At 72.5% G+C, this 19,188-nt stretch carries 20 protein-coding genes; 14 read left to right on the forward strand and 6 right to left on the reverse strand.

The window, feature by feature from the left end:
- Positions 1-6: 6 nt before the first annotated feature.
- Positions 7-531 (forward strand): DinB family protein, encoded by a 525-nt coding sequence (locus tag ACRAKH_RS10935; RefSeq protein ID WP_380723929.1) that lies wholly within the window; start codon positions 7-9, stop codon positions 529-531.
- A gap of 7 nt (positions 532-538) precedes the next feature.
- Here ACRAKH_RS10935 and ACRAKH_RS10940 read toward each other — a convergent pair whose 3' ends face one another.
- The gene (locus ACRAKH_RS10940) at positions 539-985 is read right to left on the reverse strand and encodes a cupin domain-containing protein (RefSeq protein WP_380723949.1); all 447 of its coding nucleotides are present in this window, start codon (positions 983-985) and stop codon (positions 539-541) included.
- Between the two features lie 29 nt (positions 986-1,014).
- The gene (locus tag ACRAKH_RS10945) at positions 1,015-2,538 is read right to left on the reverse strand and encodes a diguanylate cyclase domain-containing protein (RefSeq protein ID WP_380723928.1); all 1,524 of its coding nucleotides are present in this window, start codon (positions 2,536-2,538) and stop codon (positions 1,015-1,017) included.
- Positions 2,539-2,735: 197 nt separating this feature from the next.
- Between ACRAKH_RS10945 and ruvC the strand changes: the two genes are divergently transcribed.
- The 8 genes from ruvC to ACRAKH_RS10985 all read left to right on the forward strand — a co-directional run bounded on the left by ruvC (position 2,736) and on the right by ACRAKH_RS10985 (position 11,590).
- Positions 2,736-3,362, forward strand: a complete 627-nt coding sequence (gene ruvC, locus ACRAKH_RS10950) for a crossover junction endodeoxyribonuclease RuvC (RefSeq protein ID WP_380723927.1) — start codon at positions 2,736-2,738, stop codon at positions 3,360-3,362.
- Positions 3,359-3,949, forward strand: a complete 591-nt coding sequence (ruvA, locus tag ACRAKH_RS10955) for a Holliday junction branch migration protein RuvA (protein ID WP_380723926.1) — start codon at positions 3,359-3,361, stop codon at positions 3,947-3,949. Before ruvC ends, ruvA begins: the two co-directional genes overlap by 4 nt.
- Complete coding sequence (ruvB, locus tag ACRAKH_RS10960) at positions 3,946-5,010, forward strand: Holliday junction branch migration DNA helicase RuvB (RefSeq protein WP_380723925.1); 1,065 nt, start codon at positions 3,946-3,948, stop codon at positions 5,008-5,010. The genes ruvA and ruvB overlap by 4 nt, the downstream gene beginning before the upstream one ends.
- Positions 5,011-5,113: 103 nt before the next feature.
- The gene (gene yajC / locus ACRAKH_RS10965) at positions 5,114-5,464 is read left to right on the forward strand and encodes a preprotein translocase subunit YajC (RefSeq protein ID WP_380723948.1); all 351 of its coding nucleotides are present in this window, start codon (positions 5,114-5,116) and stop codon (positions 5,462-5,464) included.
- 140 nt (positions 5,465-5,604) lie between these two features.
- A complete protein-coding gene (secD, locus tag ACRAKH_RS10970) occupies positions 5,605-7,434 on the forward strand; it encodes a protein translocase subunit SecD (protein ID WP_447009787.1) in 1,830 nt (609 codons plus the stop codon).
- A gap of 1 nt (position 7,435) precedes the next feature.
- Positions 7,436-8,617 (forward strand): protein translocase subunit SecF, encoded by a 1,182-nt coding sequence (gene secF / locus ACRAKH_RS10975; RefSeq protein WP_380727590.1) that lies wholly within the window; start codon positions 7,436-7,438, stop codon positions 8,615-8,617.
- A complete protein-coding gene (locus ACRAKH_RS10980) occupies positions 8,614-9,135 on the forward strand; it encodes an adenine phosphoribosyltransferase (protein WP_380727592.1) in 522 nt (173 codons plus the stop codon). Before secF ends, ACRAKH_RS10980 begins: the two co-directional genes overlap by 4 nt.
- A 145-nt stretch (positions 9,136-9,280) precedes the next feature.
- Positions 9,281-11,590: a RelA/SpoT family protein gene (locus ACRAKH_RS10985; RefSeq protein WP_380727594.1), complete on the forward strand. Its 2,310-nt coding sequence runs from the start codon at positions 9,281-9,283 to the stop codon at positions 11,588-11,590.
- A 222-nt stretch (positions 11,591-11,812) separates the two neighbouring features.
- Here ACRAKH_RS10985 and ACRAKH_RS10990 read toward each other — a convergent pair whose 3' ends face one another.
- Entirely contained in the window at positions 11,813-12,667 is an 855-nt protein-coding gene (locus ACRAKH_RS10990; protein ID WP_380727596.1) for a peptidylprolyl isomerase, read from the reverse strand.
- 143 nt (positions 12,668-12,810) lie between these two features.
- On the opposite strand from ACRAKH_RS10990, the gene ACRAKH_RS10995 reads away from it, so the two are divergent.
- The 3 genes from ACRAKH_RS10995 to ACRAKH_RS11005 are packed head-to-tail and all read left to right on the forward strand — an operon-like array spanning position 12,811 to position 15,415.
- The gene (locus tag ACRAKH_RS10995) at positions 12,811-13,512 is read left to right on the forward strand and encodes an MBL fold metallo-hydrolase (RefSeq protein WP_380727598.1); all 702 of its coding nucleotides are present in this window, start codon (positions 12,811-12,813) and stop codon (positions 13,510-13,512) included.
- Between the two features lie 5 nt (positions 13,513-13,517).
- Complete coding sequence (gene hisS, locus ACRAKH_RS11000) at positions 13,518-14,795, forward strand: histidine--tRNA ligase (protein ID WP_380727599.1); 1,278 nt, start codon at positions 13,518-13,520, stop codon at positions 14,793-14,795.
- Complete coding sequence (locus ACRAKH_RS11005; protein ID WP_380727601.1) at positions 14,792-15,415, forward strand: hypothetical protein; 624 nt, start codon at positions 14,792-14,794, stop codon at positions 15,413-15,415. Before hisS ends, ACRAKH_RS11005 begins: the two co-directional genes overlap by 4 nt.
- Positions 15,416-15,424: 9 nt before the next feature.
- Here ACRAKH_RS11005 and ACRAKH_RS11010 read toward each other — a convergent pair whose 3' ends face one another.
- On the reverse strand, positions 15,425-16,288 hold the full coding sequence (locus ACRAKH_RS11010) for a spermidine synthase (RefSeq protein ID WP_380727603.1): 864 nt from the start codon (positions 16,286-16,288) through the stop codon (positions 15,425-15,427).
- 7 nt (positions 16,289-16,295) lie between these two features.
- Complete coding sequence (locus tag ACRAKH_RS11015; protein ID WP_380727605.1) at positions 16,296-16,484, reverse strand: hypothetical protein; 189 nt, start codon at positions 16,482-16,484, stop codon at positions 16,296-16,298.
- Between the two features lie 77 nt (positions 16,485-16,561).
- Between ACRAKH_RS11015 and ACRAKH_RS11020 the strand changes: the two genes are divergently transcribed.
- Entirely contained in the window at positions 16,562-16,924 is a 363-nt protein-coding gene (locus ACRAKH_RS11020; RefSeq protein ID WP_380727607.1) for a DUF1304 domain-containing protein, read from the forward strand.
- Here ACRAKH_RS11020 and ACRAKH_RS11025 read toward each other — a convergent pair.
- On the reverse strand, positions 16,851-18,323 hold the full coding sequence (locus tag ACRAKH_RS11025; RefSeq protein WP_380727609.1) for a YibE/F family protein: 1,473 nt from the start codon (positions 18,321-18,323) through the stop codon (positions 16,851-16,853). The genes ACRAKH_RS11020 and ACRAKH_RS11025 overlap by 74 nt on opposite strands.
- Before the next feature lie 165 nt (positions 18,324-18,488).
- Between ACRAKH_RS11025 and ACRAKH_RS11030 the strand changes: the two genes are divergently transcribed.
- Positions 18,489-19,115, forward strand: coding sequence for a nitroreductase family protein (locus ACRAKH_RS11030; protein ID WP_380727611.1), 627 nt, complete (start codon positions 18,489-18,491; stop codon positions 19,113-19,115).
- The last annotated feature ends 73 nt before the right edge of the window (positions 19,116-19,188 follow it).

A 19,188-nucleotide genomic window follows, 5' to 3' on the forward strand; every position in this document is an offset into this window, starting at 1 on the left:
GAACCCATGAACGCCACCGCCACCACCGTCGACGCCGCCCGCACCGCCTCCCCGGAGCTGACGGACCTGCTGACCGCGCTCGCCAGGCACCGCGACTTCCTCCGCTTCACCGTCCGCGGCCTCACCGACGAGCAGGCGCGGCAGACCCCGACCGCCAGCGCGCTGTCCCTCGGCGGGCTGATCAAGCACGTCCGCGACACGGAGATCGGCTGGATGCGCTTCGCGGTCGGCGGCGCGGAGCTGATGGAGAGCGACCCGGCGGACTGGGAGAACGGCTTCCGCATGCTGGAGGACGAGACGCTGGAAGGCCTGCTGGAGTCCTACGAGGAGACGGCCGCCACCACCGAGCGGCTGCTCGCGGACCTCGACCTGAACACCGCCCACCCGCTGCCGGTGGCGCCCTGGTTCGAGCCGGGCGCGAGCTGGACCGTCCGCCGCGTCGTGCTGCACCTGATCGCCGAGACGTCGCAGCACGCGGGCCACGCCGACATCATCCGCGAGACGGTCGACGGTCAGCGGACCATGGGCTGACCGGTGGTCAGCGGCGGCACAGCCGGCGGATCAGGTCGGCGTGCGAGGGGTACCGGGGGGCGAGGGTGTCGGCCTCGCCGAACGTGACGACGTCGTCGGTGTAGGGCGGCACCACCACCGTGCCGACCAGCGACCACCCGCCGTCCGGTTCGCTCGCCTGCCACACCCCGGCGGGCACCACGACCTGGGGGCGCTGCCCGGCTCCGAGGTCCGGCCCCAGCACCGGCGTGGTCACCGCGCCGTCCGGGTGCAGCAGCAGCATCCGCAGGGGCGCGCCGAGGTGGTGCGCGTAGACCTCCAGGTGGTCCAGCTTGTGCACGCCGGAGAACTCGCCCTCCCGCAGCAGGTAGTGGATCGCGGAAGCCTCGGCGGACCGCCACGACTGGCCGAACCACCCGCCCTCCACCGGCAGCTCCACCAGCCCCAACGCCGCCACGACGTCGTCCGCGCCCATCCCGCGGCCCCCGTTCCCGCCCGACCGGCTCACGACATCTCCGCCTCGACCGACCCGTGCACCACGACCATCCCCTTGCCCAGCCGCTTGGCCGTGTACATCGCCGCGTCCGCCGTGCCCAGCAGGTCGTCGGCGGTCAGCGACGGGTCGAACCCCTCGCGGTGCGAGATGCCGATCGACGCGCGGATCACGTGCGAGCCCGTCGCCGTCCGGTGCGGCTCGCTCATCGCCTCCAGCACCCGCCGCCCGATCTCCTCCGGCGGCTGCGGGTAGCCGTCGACCAGCACGCCGAACTCGTCGCCGCCCAGCCGCGCCACGACGTCCTGCGACCGCACGCACGACTGCAACCGCGCCGCCACGATCCGCAGCACCGCGTCGCCCTCGGCGTGCCCGTAGTTGTCGTTGACGTCCTTGAAGCCGTCCACGTCGATGAACAGCACCACCACCGGCGACGTGCCGGCCAGCGCCGCGTCCAGCCGCTCCCGGAACAGCGCGCGGTTCGCCACCCCGGTCAGCGGGTCGTGGTACGCCTGGTGCCGCAGCCGCTCCCGGCTGTCCCGCAGCTGCTCCAGCAGCCGCACGTTGTCGATCAGCGTCAGCAGCTGCCGCGCGATCACCAGCAGCACCACGCCGAGCCCGACGTAGATCTCCAGCGGGTTGAGCCGCACGCCCGTCGCCGTGCCGACGACGATGAACAGGCCCGTGACCAGCATCGGCAGGTACGGCACCAGCAGGTGCAGCAGCTCGCCGGCGCGCAGCCGGGTCGACCCGACCCGCTCCCGCGCGGCGCCGCCCGGCGCGATGGCGCTGAGGAAGAACAACGCCGGGCACACCATGAACCCGATGTCGGCGGCCGTGGGGATGGCCGTCGCGCCCTTGCTCACCAGGTACGCGAACACCCAGCCGGACGCGGACTGCGCGATGCCCGCCAGCGCGATGAACAGCACCGGCAGCTGGCGCACCGACCGGTGCGTCCACGACGACACCAGCAGCACGATCAGCATCACCAGGTACAGCGCCGGGTGCGCCACGACGGTCGCGAAGCCGGGCCCCGAGGTGGCCCACGCGCGCACCATCGACTCCAGCAGCGACACCCACGTGAGCACGAACAGCGACCCGACGACGATCAGGCCGTCCAGCGCCACCACGAGCCTGCTGCGGTGGCCGGGCAGCGTGCCGGACCCGCCGTGCGACAGCACGACGATCGCGCACAGCGTGAGGACGGGCACGAGCATGAAGCCGATCGGCGCGAGCGTCGACGACGGCAGCGTCACGCCCAGGATCACCTGGCCCCAGATCCACACCGCCAGGCCGACGACCAGGAACGCCATCGCGGCGGCCATCCACAGCCGCCACCGCCGGGCCACGCCCGTCCGCTGCCGGGCCGCCCGCCAGTACGACACCATCGCGGCGGTCGCGGCGAGCAACTGGGTGAACTTGTCGACGGCCACGGACGTGGGCCGGTCGAGGACGCCGGAGACGACGAGGCAGACGATGCCGAAGACCAGAGCGCAGACGGCACCCGTGATGATGCCGAACCGCCTCAGGGTCATGGCACCCCGCTTATGCCCCGACTGGTGTCGATCAGTTGACCGAGCCACTGTAGTGACCTCCGTGACGCTGTGTCGATCGGGGGGTCTCCCACCGTCACGGTGCGCCCTCACCGCGCCGTGCGCGTGTCCTGACGGATTCCCCCTCGTCAACCCTCTAAAGTTCGAACGGGTGTTCGTCGGCGGCTGAGGGGACCAGCGTGCGCGTGTTCGGAGTCGACCCCGGCTTGACCCGGTGCGGGTTCGGGGTGGTCGACGGCGGTCCCGGCCGCGCGGTGCGGCCGGTGGCCGTCGACGTGGTGCGCACGCCCGCGGACGCGGACCTCGCCGTGCGGCTGCTCCAGCTGTCCGACGCCGTCGAGCGGTGGCTGGACCGGTACGAGCCGCAGGTGGTGGCCATCGAGCGGGTGTTCAGCCAGCACAACGTGCGCACCGCGATGGGCACCGCGCAGGCGGGCGGGGTGGTGGCGCTGTCGGCCGCGCGCCGCGACCTGCCGGTCGTCTTCCACACGCCCAGCGAGGTGAAGGCCGCCGTCACCGGCTCGGGCCGCGCGGACAAGGCGCAGGTCACCGCCATGGTGACGAAGCTCCTCGGGCTCAAGACCGCGCCCAAGCCCGCCGACGCCGCCGACGCCCTCGCGCTGGCCATCTGCCACCTGTGGCGCGCGCCCATGCGGTCGCGCCTGGAGGAGGCGCAGGCGAGGGCGGCTGAGATCGCCCGGACGCACCGCGCGAGACTGGCGCAGGCCAGTGTCCGGCTGTCGGCCCCACCGGCCGCCAGGACCGGGCCGTCGAAGGCCGCCAAGACCGGAGGTGAAGGTCAGTGATCTCGTCGCTGCGCGGGCAGGTGTCGTCCATCGGGCTCGACCACGTCGTCGTCGAGGTCGGCGGCGTCGGCTTCGCCGTGCAGGCCACCCCCGCCACGCTGGCCACCCTGCGCCGCGGCGAGGAGACCCAGCTCGCCACGGCGCTCGTCGTGCGCGAGGACTCGCTGACCCTGTTCGGGTTCGCCGACGCCGAGGCGCGGGAGCTGTTCGGGCTGCTGCAGACGGTGTCCGGGATCGGCCCGCGGCTCGCCCTGGCGACGCTGGCCGTGCTGGAGCCGGACAAGCTGCGCGCCGCGCTCGCCGAGGGCAACATCACCGTGCTGACGCAGGTGCCCGGCATCGGCCGCAAGGGCGCCGAGCGCCTGATCATCGAGCTGCGGGACAAGGTGGGTCAGCTCCAGGCCGCGCCCAGCGCGGAGAGCGGCGCCGGCGTGGTCCGCACGCAGGTCGCCGAGGCGCTGCTCGGCCTCGGCTTCCCGGCCAAGCAGGCCGAGCAGGCCGTGGACGCCGTGCTGGCCGCCGACGGCGCGCTCGGCACCTCCGAGGTCCTCCGCCGCTCCCTGGCCGCGCTGGGTCGCAAGCGATGAACTTCGACGACCACCAGGACGACGACACCCTCAACCCGCTGCCCGACCCCACCGAGCGGGACGTCGAGTCCACCCTCCGCCCCAAGGACCTGCACGAGTTCGTCGGCCAGCCCAAGGTCCGCGAACAGCTCGAACTCGTCCTCCAGGGCGCCCTGCAACGCGGCGCGCCCCCGGACCACGTGCTGCTGTCCGGCCCGCCCGGCCTGGGCAAGACCAGCCTCGCCATGATCATCGCGGCCGAGCTGGGCGCGTCCCTGCGCATCACCTCCGGCCCCGCCCTCGAACGCGCGGGCGACCTCGCCGCGATGCTGTCCAACCTGGTCGAGGGCGACGTCCTGTTCATCGACGAGATCCACCGGATGGCCCGGCCCGCCGAGGAGATGCTGTACCTCGCGATGGAGGACTTCCGGGTCGACGTGGTCGTCGGCAAGGGGCCCGGCGCGACCAGCATCCCGCTCGACATCGCCCCGTTCACGCTGGTCGGCGCCACCACCCGGTCCGGCGCGCTCACCGGCCCGCTGCGCGACCGGTTCGGCTTCACCGGGCACATGGAGTTCTACAGCCCGGAGGAGTTGGAGCTGATCCTGCGCCGGTCCGCCAAGATCCTCGGCGTCGACCTCCGCGAGGACGGCGGCCGCGAGATCGCGGGCCGCTCCCGGGGCACGCCCCGCATCGCCAACCGGCTGCTGCGCCGGGTTCGGGACTACGCAGAGGTCCGCGCGGACGGCGCGGTCACCCTCGACGTCGCGCGCGACGCCCTGAAGGTCTACGACGTGGACGAGTTGGGCCTCGACCGGCTGGACCGCGCGGTCCTGGACGCGTTGGTCCGGTCGTTCGGCGGGGGACCGGTCGGCGTGTCCACCCTGGCCGTCGCGGTGGGTGAGGAGCCGACCACGGTCGAGGAGGTCTGCGAGCCCTACCTGGTGCGCGCCGGGATGCTCGCCCGCACGCCGCGCGGCCGGGTCGCCACCGCCACCGCCTGGCTGCACCTGGGGCTCCAGCCGCCCGCCCGCGCGCCCGGCGAGGCCACGCGGTCGTTGTTCGACGACGCCACCGAGTGATCGGGATTACTCACCTGGCACAATCGGGGGCGGCACCCCAGAAATTCGGACGTACCGGGCGCTGATCGCGTCCGCCCGTCCGGTTGATCGGAGAATGATGGACCTGTCCTCCTTGATGTTCCCGCTGCTGCTCGTGCTGCTCGCGGTGCCGCTGTTCCTCAGCGCCCGCAAGCAGAAGCGCGCGGTCGCCGAACAGCAGGCGTTGCTGAAGTCCCTGGAGCCGGGTGACCGGGTCATGACCACCTCCGGGCTGTACGCGACGGTGGCCGACTCCAGCGACGACACCACGATCGACCTGGAGATCGCCGACGGCGTCATCACCACCTGGCTGCGCCAGGCGATCCGCGAGAAGGTCGTCGTCGACACCGAGACCGACGCGGTCGTGGACGACGTGGACGACGCCGCCGACGAGACCGTCGTCGCCGAGCCCGTGCAGCAGGAGAGCAAGAAGTAACCGAACCCCCGCCAGCGGACCCCTCGCCTGGAGCCGGCAACTGTGAACGTGCCGACTCCAGGCAGTGACGCGCAGCTCACACCATCAGGGGTACGCTGCGCCCTCGCTGACCTTGTCAACTATCAGGAGACGGACGGACCGTGGCACCTCCGGCCGGGCAAATCCGCCCCGCGAAGTACCTGGGCGCATTTGTCCTCATCGTGGTCGCGCTGTACTCCCTGGTGTTTCTCACCGGGAACCGCCAGCCGACACCCAAGCTCGGAATCGACCTCCAGGGTGGCACGCGTGTCACGCTGACCGCCCGGGCTCCTGATGGTCAGGCGCCGACCGAGGAAGCCCTCAACCAGGCCCGCACGCTCATCGAGACCCGCGTGAACGGTCTGGGCGTGCTCGGCGCGGAGGTCGTCCGGGACGGCACCAACCTGGTGATCACGGTCCCCGGTTCGGACAGCGAGGGCGCCAAGCGCCTCGGTCAGACGGCGAAGCTGAACTTCCGCAAGGTCATCGGCTCGCCGCTGCCGAACGCGCAGCCCGCGCCGCCGTCGGAGAGCGCGCCGCCCACCTCGGGCTCGGCCACGCCGCCCGCGAGCGGCAGCGCCACGCCGACGGAGTCCGCGGCCTCGGTCGCGCCGACGACCGCGCAGGGTCGCCCCGCGCCGGCGCTGGAGGGCCAGCCGGAGACGACGACCCCGCCCGCCGACCCGTCCGCGCCGCCCGCCGACCCGTCCGCCCCCGCGGAGCCCCAGGTCGACTGCCGCGCGGTGTTCAACGGCCAGTACTCCGAGGACCCGACCAAGGCCATCGAGGAGTCCAAGACCTGCCGGCAGGACCCGCAGCTGACCACGCTGGACGCGCAGACCGTGTCCCGGGCGCTGGAGGCGTTCACCTGCCCGGCGATCGACCCGCTGCTCGGCAACGACGACCCGGCCCTGCCGCTGCTGACCTGCGACCAGGACCGCACCGAGAAGTACGTCCTGGCCCCGGTCACCCCGCCGACCGACGGCAGCGTCAAGGACGACGACTACAGCCTGTACTCCCGCCTGACCGGTGAGGACATCGACGACGCGGCGGCGGGCACCGACCCGCAGGGCGCCGGCTTCATCGTCAACCTCACCTTCAAGGGCGAGGGCGGCGACAAGTGGGGCAAGTTCACCTCGGCGAACGTCTCACAGCAGGTCGCGGTGGTGCTGGACAGCCAGGTCGTGTCCGCGCCGAACATCAACGAGCCCATCCTGGGCGGCAGCACGCAGATCAGCGGCCGGTTCACCCAGGCCGAGGCCAACGGCCTCGCGAACGTGCTGAAGTACGGCTCGCTGCCGCTGTCGTTCGAGGCCTCCGAGGCCGAGACGGTGTCCGCGACGCTCGGCCTGGCCTCGCTGAAGGCGGGCCTGATCGCGGGCGGCATCGGCCTCGCGCTGGTGTTCGTCTACTGCCTGTTCTACTACCGCCTGCTCGGCGTGCTGACGATCCTGTCGCTGGTGCTGTCCGGCGTGGTCGTCTACGCGGTGCTGGTGCTGCTCGGCCGCTGGATCGGGTTCACCCTCGACCTCGCGGGCATCGCCGGGTTCATCGTGTCGATCGGTATCACCGCGGACTCGTTCGTGGTGTTCTTCGAACGCCTGAAGGACGAGGTGCGGGAGGGCCGGTCGTTCCGGTCCGCCGTGCCGCGCGCCTGGGTCCGGTCGCGCCGCACGATCCTCTCCGCGGACGCGGTCAGCTTCCTGGCCTCGGCCATCCTGTACGTGATCGCGGTCGGCCAGGTGAAGGGCTTCGCGTTCACCCTCGGCATGTCGACCGTCCTCGACCTGGTGGTGGTCTTCCTGGTCACGCACCCGCTGGTCTCGATGGTCTCCAAGTCGAAGTCCCTGTCCAGCCCGAAGCTGTCCGGCCTCGGTGGAGCCGTCCAGGCCGCCGTCGACGACCGGGCCGCCATGTCGGGTGCGAAGAGCACCGCTGTGAAGGAGGTCTGACGTGGCCGAGACCAAGAAGGCCAACGTTTTCCAGCGGCTCTACGTCGGCAATGGCGCGTTCAACATCGTCGGCAGGCGCAAGCACTGGTACGTGCTGTTCGGGCTCATCCTGCTGGTGTGCATCGGGTCGATCGTGTTCCGGGGCTTCAACCTGGGCATCGACTTCACCGGCGGCACCCGCGTGCAGCTGCCCGCGACGAGCGCGACCGGCACGATCAGCGTCCAGCAGGCCGAGGACACGTTCAGCAAGGCCCTGGGCAAGGACCCGGCCGCCGTGCAGACCGTCGGCACCGGCGACGCCGCGACCATCCAGATCCGGTCCGAGGCGCTGAACGCCGACGAGGTGCTGAAGCTCAAGAACACGCTCGAAGCCGACCTGAAGCCAAACGGCGGCGCGGACGCGATCAGCGACAGCGCCGTCTCCGCCTCGTGGGGCGGTGAGATCACCACCAAGGCGCTGATCGCGCTCGCCGTGTTCTTCCTCGCGGTGATGATCTTCCTGGCGCTGTACTTCGAGCTGGCCATGGCGGTCGCGGCGCTCGTCGCGGTGGTGCACGACGTGCTGATCACGGCGGGCATCTACTCGCTGGTCGGCTTCGAGGTCTCGCCGGCCACGGTGATCGGCCTGCTGACCATCCTCGGCTTCTCGCTGTACGACACGGTGGTGGTGTTCGACAAGGTCCGGGAGAACACCCGCGGCCTGCTCGGCCTCACCCGCCGCACGTACGGCGAGGCGGCGAACCTGGCGGTCAACCAGACCCTGATGCGGTCGATCAACACCTCGCTGATCGCGCTGCTGCCGGTGCTCGGCCTGCTCGCCATCGGCGTGGGCCTGCTGGGCGTCGGCACGCTGAAGGACCTGGCGCTGGTGCAGCTCACCGGTATCGCCATCGGCGCGCTGTCGTCCATCTACATCGCGACCCCGGTCGCGGTGGACCTGAAGATGCGCGACGCCCGCTACAAGGCGCAGGCGGCCCGCGTGCAGGCCCGGCGGGACAACCTGGCCCGCAAGGCGGGTGGCGCGGTCGTCACCGGCGGCGACGTCGTCGAGTCGACCGACGACGAGTCGGTGCAGGCCGAGGTCCGCAAGGAGAAGGCGATGGCCGCGGCGGCCGGCGTGCCGGCGCGGACCGGCAAGGCAACCGACGCGCGACGTCGTCCGACGGGCAAGAAGCACCGTTGAAGCTGGATCGGGCCCTAGGGCTGATGCGTGAGGTCCCGGACTTCCCCCTGCCGGGGGTCGTCTTCCGGGACCTCACGCCTCTCCTGGCCGACCCGGACGCGCTGCGCGCCGTGGTCGACGGCCTGCAGGGCGGCATCCACCCCGACACCCAGGCGGTCGCCGCCATCGAGTCGCGCGGCTTCCTCCTCGGCGCCGCGCTCGGCTACGGCTGGCACTACGGGGTCGTGCCGCTGCGCAAGCCCGGCAAGCTCCCGGCCGTCGCGCACCGCGTGACGTACGACCTGGAATACGGCACGGCCACCCTCGAACTGCCCGCCGACGCCATCACGCCTGGTCAGCGCGTTGTCGTCGTGGACGACGTGCTGGCGACCGGCGGCACGGCCGCGGCGGCGTGCGAACTCGTGGAACGCGCGGGCGGCGTGGTGACGGGCGTCTCGGTGGTGCTGGAGATCCCCGGCCTCGGCGGACGTGACCGGCTGGCCGGTCGCGCGGTGAACGCCCTGCTCAGCGACGTGTGACCGGGCCCACGAGAGGTCGGCGGTGACCCGTCCGGCTGGTCGTCGGCCCTGCTGCTCGTCGTGTGAACCGCACCGCTCACCGGTTCGCCGCCGAGGTGCGCGGCCCAACGGAGTTATCCTCGGTTCCTAGACCCGAGGAGCGTGGTTGAGCCAGGACATCGAATCCGCGCAGTCGGCGCAGCCGGCGCAGCCCGTGCCCGCACGGCCGCCGTCCGCGACGAGGCGCGTGCGCGCGCGGTTGGCCCGTCGGATCACCGCCCAGCGCGCCGCGCCGGTCAAGCAGGTGCTGGAACCGCTGGCCGCCGTGCACCGGGACCTCCACCCCAAGGCCGACCTGGCGCTGCTCCAGCACGCGTACGACGTGGCGGAGGAGAAGCACCGGCCGCAGCGGCGCAAGTCCGGCGACCCGTACATCACGCACCCGCTCGCCGTGGCGACGATCCTCGCCGAGCTGGGCATGGACACGACGACGCTCGTCGCGGCCCTCCTGCACGACACCGTGGAGGACACCGACTACTCGCTGGACCAGCTGCGCGTCGACTTCGGCAACGAGGTCGCCCTGCTGGTCGACGGCGTGACCAAGCTCGACAAGGTCAAGCTCGGCGCGGCGGCCGAGGCCGAGACCATCCGCAAGATGGTCATCGCCATGGCCAAGGACCCCCGGGTGCTGGTCATCAAGCTCGCCGACCGGCTGCACAACATGCGCACGATGCGGTTCCTCCCGCCGGAGAAGCAGGCCCGCAAGGCCCGCGAGACCCTCGAGGTGCTCGCGCCGCTCGCTCACCGCCTCGGCATGGCGACGGTGAAGTGGGAGCTGGAGGACCTGGCGTTCGCCATCCTCCAGCCGAAGAAGTACGACGAGATCGTGCGGCTGGTGGCCAACCGCGCGCCGTCCCGCGACACGTACCTGGGCGGGGTGATCAAGGAGCTGTCGCAGCAGTTGGAGGGCGCCCGGATCACCGCGAAGGTCGAGGGCAGGCCCAAGCACTACTACTCGATCCACCAGAAGATGATCGTGCGCGGCCGGGACTTCGACGACATCCACGACCTCGTCGGCGTGCGCATCCAGGTGGACGAGGTGCGGGACTGCTACGCGGCGATGGGCGTGGTGCACGCGCTGTGGCAGCCGATGCCCGGCCGGTTCAAGGACTACATCGCGCAGCCGCGGTTCGGCGTCTACCAGTCGTTGCACACGACGGTGATCGGGCCGGACGGCAAGCCGCTGGAAGTGCAGATCCGCACGTACGACATGCACCGGACCGCCGAGTACGGCATCGCGGCGCACTGGCGGTACAAGGAGACCCGCGGCACGCACACCGGCAAGGGCGTCGAGGTCGACGAGATGGCCTGGATGCGGCAGCTGCTGGACTGGCAGCGGGAGGCCGCCGACCCCGGTGAGTTCCTGGAGTCGCTGCGGTTCGACCTGGCGGCGCGGGAGATCTTCGTCTTCACGCCCAAGGGCGACGTGGTCACGCTGCCCACCGGCTCCACCCCGGTCGACTTCGCGTACGCCGTGCACACCGAGGTCGGCCACCGCTGCATCGGCGCCCGCGTCAACGGCCGGCTGGTCGCGCTGGAGCGGAAGCTGGAGAACGGCGAGGTCATCGAGATCTTCACCTCGAAGGCCGAGGGCGCGGGCCCGTCCCGCGACTGGCTGTCGTTCGCGGCGTCGCCGCGCGCCAAGGCGAAGATCAAGCAGTGGTTCGCGAAGGAGCGCAAGGAAGAGGCCATCGAGGTCGGCAAGGACGCCATCGCGAAGGAGGTCCGCCGCGTCGGGCTGCCCCTCCAGCGCCTGGTCTCGGCCGACTCCATGGGCGCCCTGTCGAAGGAGCTGCACTACCCCGACGTGTCCGCGCTGTACGCGGCCGTGGGGGAGGGGCACACGTCCGCCCGGCACGTGGTGCAGCGGCTCGTGGCGCAGCTGGGCGGCGTCGAGCACGCCGAGGAGGAGCTGGCCGAGCGGTCCACGCCGTCGACCGTCACCCGCCGCCGGGTCACCGGCGACGCGGGCGTCATCGTCAAGGACGCGGCCGACGTGTGGGTCAAGCTGGCCCGCTGCTGCACGCCCGTGCCCGGTGACGACATCCTCGGGTTCGTCACGCGCGGTGGTGGCGTGTCCGTGCACCGGACCGACTGCACCAACGCGGACGAGCTGCTGAGGACGCCCGAGCGGCTGCTGGACGTGGAGTGGGCGCCGTCGTCCTCCTCGGTGTTCCTGGTGGCCATCCAGGTGGAGGCCCTCGACCGCCACCGGCTGCTGTCGGACGTGACGAAGGTGCTGGCGGACGAGAAGGTCAACATCCTGTCGGCGTCCGTGACGACGTCCCGCGACCGCGTCGCGGTGAGCCGGTTCTCGTTCGAGATGGGCGACCCGAAGCACCTGGGCCACGTCCTCAAGGCGGTCCGCAGCGTCGAGGGCGTGTACGACGTGTACCGGGTGACGTCGGCGTCGTAGCGCGCGCGGGCGACGGCTCGGACGAGTCCGCCACCGCGCGGACGAGGCGCGCGTCAGCGAAACGTCAGCGCCTGCTGCCACGATCCGGCATGTCGCCCCCCGCGGGTTGACGGGGAAGACGCAGGGCCCGCCACTCCTCTCGCGAGTGGCGGGCCCTGCGCGTTGTCGACGGGAAAGGGCCGCCCAGGTGGTCCGGGCGGCCCTGTCCGGAGAGCTATCGGGTCACTTGACCACGGTCGCGGTCTTGATGTCGACCGCCTTCTTCGGCTTGCCGTCGCCCTGGCCGCTGTCCGTGCCGGCCTTCGCCACCTCGTCGACCAGCTTCAGGCCCGCCTCGTCCACCGTGCCGAACACGGTGTACTTCGGCTCCAGGTTCTTGCCGTCGCCGTAGACGATGAAGAACTGGCTGCCGTTGGTGTCGGGCCCGGAGTTCGCCATGGCCAGGACACCGCGGCCGTACGACAGCTCCGGGAACACCTCGTCCTTGAAGCTGTAGCCGGGGCCGCCGCTGCCGAGGCCGCTCGGGTCGCCGCACTGCAGCACCTGGATGCCGGACGTCACCAGGCGGTGGCAGGAGGTCTCGTTGAAGTAGCCCTGCTCGGCCAGGCTGACGAAGCTGTTCACCGTGCACGGCGCGAGCGCGCGGTCGAGGGTGAGCTTCAGGTCGCCGATCGAGGTGCTGAGGGTTGCGCCGACCGTGCCCTCGGCGGACACCTGGCCCGCCGCCGGCGCCTTGGCCTCCTTGCTCGCGGGCTCGGAGCCGGCCGGGTACTCGCAGGCCACCTGCGCCGGGAGGGGCGTCGGCCGCTTCACGGCCGGGTGCAGCTCGGTCGGGATCGACGTCGCGGCGTCGTCCTGGGCGGGGGGAGTGGAGCTGGCGCTGGCCGCGGCGTCGTCGGCGTCGCCGCCGAAGTCGCCCGTGGCGAGGAAGTACACGCCGCCTGCTACGACGACGACGGCGACGGCGGTCGCGACAACAGCCATCACCCGGCGCCGCTTCGCGCGCTCCGCCCTGCGGACGAGCTGGCGTTCCAGCTTCCGCTTGGCCTGCTCGCGGCGCTGCACGTTGGTCGGCACCTGCAACCTCCCTGATCTCCCGTCGACGCGACGATCGGTCAGCAGTCTAGGGGGCGCGCATGTGACTGGTGTATGCCGGATAGGCTGGTTGACGGGGTCCGCTGGGATCCGTTGTCGATCCGTTGCCGACGAGAGGTGATCCCGTGCTCGTGATCGGGTTCCCGACCGGCTCCCTCCAGGCCAACTGCTTCGTGCTGGCCACGGGACCGGGCGGGACGTGCGTGGTGGTCGACCCCGGCCAGGACGCGGCCGAGCCGATCGCCGAGGCGCTGCGCGAGCACCGGCTGTCCCCGGTCGCCGTGCTGCTCACGCACGGGCACTTCGACCACACGTTCTCCGTCGCGCCCGTCTGCGACGGCAACGACATCCCCGCGTGGATCCACCCCGACGACCGGGGGCTGCTGTCCGACCCGCTCAAGGGCATCAGCGCCGAGTCGCGGGCCTTCTTCGGCGGCAACCTGGAGATGCGGGAGCCGCGCGAGGTGCGCGAGCTGGCCGACGGCGCCGAGCTGGACCTGGCCGGCCTGCGGCTGACCGTCGACCACACACCGGGCCATACCGGCGGGTCGGTGATGTTCCGCGCCGGCACCGAGGAGGGCGGACGGCTCGTGCTGTCCGGCGACACCCTCTTCGCCGGCTCCATCGGACGCACCGACCTGCCGGGCGGGAACCACCGCGAGATGCTGACGTCGCTGCGCACCAAGGTGCTGACGCTGACCGACGACACGGTGGTGCTGCCCGGCCACGGGCCCACGACGACCATCGGCCGCGAGCGCGCGAGCAACCCCTTCCTGCTGAAGCTGGGTGCGCCCGACGCGCCGGCCGCACCGCACCGAGGACTGTAGGAACCGTGACGACGTTCTCCGCACCCCCGTTCGCCGCGCCCAAGGGCGTGCCCGACTACTTCCCGCCGAACTCGGCGTCGTTCCTGGCGGTCCGCGACACGCTCGTCGAGTCCGCGCGCCGGGCCGGCTACGGGTACGTCGAGCTGCCCGTCTTCGAGGACACGTCGCTGTTCGCGCGTGGCGTCGGCGAGTCGACCGACGTGGTCAGCAAGGAGATGTACACGTTCACCGACCGCGGCGGCCGGTCCATCACGCTGCGGCCCGAGGGCACGGCCGGCGTGATGCGCGCGGTGATCGAGCACGGGCTCGACCGCGGCCAGCTGCCCGTGAAGCTCGCGTACGCGGGCCAGTTCTTCCGCGCCGAGCAGCCGCAGGCGGGCCGGTACCGGCAGTTCCACCAGGTCGGCGTCGAGGCGGTCGGCGTGGACGATCCGGCGCTGGACGCCGAGGTCATCGCGGTCGCGGACGCCGGGTTCCGGGCGCTCGGGCTGACCGGGTTCCGGCTGGAGCTGACGTCGCTGGGCGACGCCACGTGCCGGCCGCAGTACCGGGAGAAGCTGCAGGCGTTCCTGGCGAAGCTGCCGCTCGACGAGGAGACGCGGCGGCGGGCGGAGCTGAACCCGTTGCGCGTGCTGGACGACAAGCGGCCCGAGGTGCGGGAGCTGGTCGCGGACGCGCCGCTGATGGTGGACCACCTGTCGGCCGAGTCGCTGGCGCACTACGAGCAGGTCAAGGGCTACCTGAGCGACCTGGGCGTGAAGTTCGCGGAGAACCCGCGGATGGTGCGCGGCCTCGACTACTACACGAAGACGACGTTCGAGTTCGTGCACGACGGGTTGGGCGCGCAGTCCGGCATCGGCGGCGGCGGGCGGTACGACGGGTTGATGGAGCAGCTGGGCGGGCAGGCGCTGTCCGGGGTCGGGTTCGGCCTCGGCGTGGACCGGGCGCTGCTGGCGTGCCAGGTCGAGGGCGTGGCGCCGGGCGACGAGACGCGGTGCGACGTGTTCGGCGTGCCGCTGGGCGAGGTGGCGAAGTCGCGGCTGGTCGCGTTGTCCGCGCCGCTGCGGGCCGCCGGCGTCCGGTTCGACCTGTCGTACGGCGGCAAGGGGCTCAAGGGCGCGATGAAGGCCGCCGACCGGTCCGGCGCGAAGTTCGCGCTGGTGCTGGGGGAGCGGGACATCGAGGCCGGCGTCGTGCAGGTGAAGGAGCTCGCGTCGGGCGATCAGCGTTCCGTGCCGCTCGTCGACGTGGTGACGTCGGTGCTGGAGGCGTTGGGCCGGTGAGCGAGCGCATCCCCCTCGACCTGCTCGACCCGAAGGCGGTGCGCAAGCGCGCGCGCACGGTCGCCATCGGCGCGCTGATCGTCGCCGCCGCGTTCGGCGGGTTGCTGGGGCTGCTCGCGGGCCGGACCGCGGGGCTGGTCACGGCGGCCGTGTTCGCCGTGCCGCTGCTGTTGCTGGGGTGGTCGGAGGCGCGGCGGCGGGTGTGGCTGGAGGGCCACGTCCTGTCGGTGCGCGCCTTCGGCACCCGGTCCGTCGACCTGCACACCGCCGACCAGCTCGACCTGCTGGTGACCGACATGCGCGGCACCCGGACGGTGGGGCTGTTCGTCCGGGGTGGCGGCAAGGCGATCAACCTGGCGCTGGCGATCTACGCCGGCACGGGTGGCCGCGAGCAGGGCGTGCTGCCGCTGCGGAAGCTGGCGGACGTGCTGGCGGGCCGGGGCGACGCGCCGGGTCTCGTCTTCTCGGAACTGATGGTGGCGCAGCTCCGCGCGGAGGCCCGCGGCCTGGCCGCCGCGGACCGGCCGCTCTACCAGCTCGGCTCGATGGCCCCGACGGGCCGCCTGGCGCAGAAGCTCAACCCGGACGCCATCTCCCGCTTCGTCTCCACCCTCGACTGACCCCAGGGGTCAGTCGTCCGGCAGGCCCCACGTGCCCTTCGGCGGCGACGGCGACACGGTGGCCGTGGCGTCGGTGGTCGGCGGCGCGCCACCGATGAAGCGGGTCAGCGAGTTGTCGTGCTCCACGCGCCCTGGGAACGGGTCACCGGCCGTGCGGCGGGTGAGGTCGGCGATCGGCAGCTCGCCGTGCGAGGCGACGAGGACGAAGTTGCCGAACCGCCTGCCCCGGAACACGGTGGGCTCGGCGAGCACGCACACGTGCGGGAAGACGGCGCGGACGGTGGCGGCCTGGGCCTTGGCGAACGCGAGCTTGCCGCCGTCGCCGATGTTGGCCGTGTAGATGCCGCCGGGGCGCAGGGTGCGGGCGGCCAGCGCCACGAACTCGACGGACGTCAGGTGCGCGGGGGTGCGGGCGCCCGCGAACACGTCGGTCACGACCAGGTCGAACGCGCTCTCCGGCGCCTTCTCCAGCACGGCGCGCGCGTCGCCGTTGCGGATGCGCAGCCGCCAGGTGCGGTCCAGCGGCAGGACGCCCCGGACCAGGTCGATCAGCGCCGCGTCGATCTCCACGACCTGCTGGCTGGACCGCGGCCGGGTGGTGGCGATGTACCTCGGGAGGGTGAGCGCGCCGCCGCCCAGGTGCAGCGCCCGGATCGGGTCGCCGCCGGGGGCCATCAGGTCGGCGACGTGGCCGAGCCGGCGCAGGTACTCGAACTCCAGGTGCGTCGGGTCGTCCAGGTCGACGTGCGACTGGGGCGTGCCGTTCAGGCGCAGCATCCACGCCCGCGGCACGTCCGGGTCGGGCACGAGTTCCGCGATGCCCGAGTCGACCTCCCGGCTGATGGTCTCGTCGGCTTTCCGGATCCGTCCCACCCGGCGATTATCCCGGTAGCGCCTGGCCGCGGCGCTTCCGGTCGGGCAGCCGGTCCACGAGCCTGGCCAGCCGCTCGGTGGTGCCCTGCAGCGGACCGAGCGCGGCGGCCAGGACCCGGATCGACTCGTCGAGCTGCCCGGTGTTCCCCGCCGGCGCGCTGATCCGGGGTTCGAGGGCGGCCGGCTGCTGCTGCACGGCCTCCAGCCAGTCCGGTGGCGACTTGGGCGGTGAGGCCGACCAGCGTCCGCGGCGTGCGGGTACGTTACCGACCCGTGCAGATCGCCGCTGATGTCCTGACCGCGCTCGTCGCGGCCATCCACCTCTACATCGTCGTGCTGGAGATGTTCCTCTGGACCACCCCGCGCGGCCGGGCGGCGTTCGGCACCACGGCGGAGTTCGCCGCCGCGTCGAAGGTGCTCGCCGCGAACCAGGGCCTCTACAACGGGTTCCTGGCCGCCGGTCTGATCGCCGCGCTGGTGCTGCCCGGCACGACCGGGTTCGCGTTCGCGGTGTTCTTCCTGGCGTGCGTGATCGTGGCGGGCTTGTACGGCGCGGCGACGGTCAGTCGTCGGATTCTGGTCGTGCAGGCCGTGCCCGCCGCTGTCGCGTTGGCGCTGGTCCTGCTGGCCCGCTGACCCCGGGACGGCGCCACGGGCCCTTGGCGGGGTCGTAGCCGGTGCGCAGGTCGCCGGTCACCCGCTTGCGCCACGCGGGCTCGACCGACGACGTCACCTCGTCGGAGCCGCGGTCGTCGGAGTCCTCGGGCTCCGGCGCGGACCGCTGCGCGACCTTCCGCGTCGATTCGTCCGCCGCGGGCTCCGGCGCGGGCTCGCGCCCGGCCACGAACGCGGCCAGGGCGGTGGTGATCGGCACGGCGGCGACCAGGCCGATGCTGCCCACCAGGGTCCGCACGACCTCCTGCGCCACCTCCTGCGCGGTCAGGATCTCGCCCAGGCTCCGGCCGGACAGCGAGAACGCCAGCAGCAGCGGCAGCGCCGCGCCCGCGTACGCCATGACCAGCGTGTTCACCACGGACGACAGGTGGTCGCGGCCGATCCGCGACCCCGCCGCGTACAGCTCGCGGAACCCGAGCGACGGGTTGGCCCGGCGCAGCTCCCACACCGCGCTGGTCTGCGTCACGGTCACGTCGTCCAGCACGCCGAGCGCGCCGATGATCGTGCCCGCGAGCAGCAGCCCGCGCGTGTCGATGCCGTGCCCGAGCAGCGACACCAGGTTCGCGGTCTCCTGGTCGAGCCCGGTGAGCTTGCCGAACGCGGAGAACGCCGCGCCGAGGACGCAGATCAGCGCCAGGCTCGCCAACGTGCCGAGCACGGCCGTGGACGTTCGCGCGGAGAACCCGTGCGTCAGGTACAGCACCACGAACATGATCAGCCCCGCGCCGACCACGGCCACGGCGAGCGGGTTCTCCCCGGCCAGGATCGCGGGCAGCACGAACAGCACCAGCACCACGAAGCTCAACGCCAGCGCGCCCAGCGCCGCGAGCCCCTGCCAGCGGCCCAGGAGCAGCACGGCCGCCGCGAACAGCACGGCGAGCAGCAGCAACGGCACCCCGCGCTGGAAGTCGGCCAGCTGGTAGGAGGTGCTGTCGTTCGGGTCGCCGCCGCCGTAGGACAGCACCACCGCGTCCCCGACGGTGAACGTGGGCGTGCCCGGCTGGTCGGGGACGGGGATGCGGACGTCCCGCCCGGCCGCCGCGCCGTCGGTCATCCGCACGGTCACCAGCACGCAGCCGGTGGCCCCCGGCTCGGTGGCGTCCGGCCCGCACCCGCCCTGGGCCACGGCGGTCACGTCGCCGCGCACGGGCACCTGCGCCAGCCCCGCCTCGGCGCCGGTGCGCTGCTCGTGGCCGAACGGGTAGAGCACGAGCGCGCCCACGACGGTCGCCAGCGCGAACGGCAGGAGGAGGGCCAGCAACAGCTTGCGGACCCGTCGCGAGGCGGGCTCGGCGGGGCGGCCGTGTCCGTGTCCGTGGCCGTGCGCGGCGATCAGGTCCTTGGCGTGCACGGCGCACATACTGCCCGAACCACCCCCGGTGTCCGCATCTCGGACACTTCAGTGCGAGTTCCGGGGTGGTCCCTTCAACCGGCGCGCCGCGGGTGCCACGCTCGCCCCGTGACCACGAACTGGACGCCCATCCACGGTCGGGACTACGAGCCGGTCCCGTACCGACCGGCCCGGATGCCGGCCGACGAGTCCCGGCGCGTCGCGGCCGACCTGCGCGCCCGCATGGACGAGCGCCGCACCGTGCGCATGTTCTCCTCCGATCCCGTACCCGAACAGGTGATCCTCGACGCCGTGGCGGTGGCGTCCACCGCGCCCAGCGGCGCCCACCAGCAGCCGTGGACGTTCGTGCTGGTGAAGGACCCGGACGTGCGGCGGCGCATCCGTGAGGCCGCCGAGCACGAGGAGCGCGTCTCCTACGCGGGCCGCCTCGGGGACGAATGGCTGGACGCCCTGCGCCCGCTCGGCACCGACGACGTCAAGCCGCACCTCACCGACGCGCCGGAACTGCTGGTCGTGTTCCAGCAGCGGTACTACGTCGCGCCGGACGGCACCCACCGCAAGCACTACTACGTGGACGAGTCCGTGGGCATCGCGGTCGGCATGCTGCTGACCGCGCTGCACCTGGCCGGTCTCGCCGCGCTGACGCACACGCCGTCGCCGATGAGGTTCCTCGGCGAGGTGCTGGGCCGCCCGCGCAACGAGAAGGCGTTCGCGGTGATCCCGATCGGCTACCCGGCCGACGACTGCGTGGTCCCCAACCTGGTCCGGAAATCACTGGACCAGGTGATGGTGCGCGTCTGACCGCGGTCCGTCCGCCCCCGGCCCGCCGGGTTCAGCCAGCGGGCCGGGCTCGGCGCGGAGCGTCTAGCTGTAC

It is taken from the genome of Saccharothrix hoggarensis (genome assembly GCF_052936025.1).

Coding starts and splice junctions, on each gene's coding strand:
- ACRAKH_RS10945 (WP_380723928.1), bottom strand. CDS start 2,538: ATGACCCTGAGGCGGTTCGGCATCATCACGGGTGCCGTCTGCGCTCTG.
- ACRAKH_RS11025 (WP_380727609.1), bottom strand. CDS start 18,323: ATGTGCGCCGTGCACGCCAAGGACCTGATCGCCGCGCACGGCCACGGA.
- ACRAKH_RS11030 (WP_380727611.1), top strand. CDS start 18,489: ATGCCGGCCGACGAGTCCCGGCGCGTCGCGGCCGACCTGCGCGCCCGC.
- ACRAKH_RS10935 (WP_380723929.1), top strand. CDS start 7: ATGAACGCCACCGCCACCACCGTCGACGCCGCCCGCACCGCCTCCCCG.
- ruvB (WP_380723925.1), top strand. CDS start 3,946: ATGAACTTCGACGACCACCAGGACGACGACACCCTCAACCCGCTGCCC.
- ACRAKH_RS10940 (WP_380723949.1), bottom strand. CDS start 985: ATGGGCGCGGACGACGTCGTGGCGGCGTTGGGGCTGGTGGAGCTGCCG.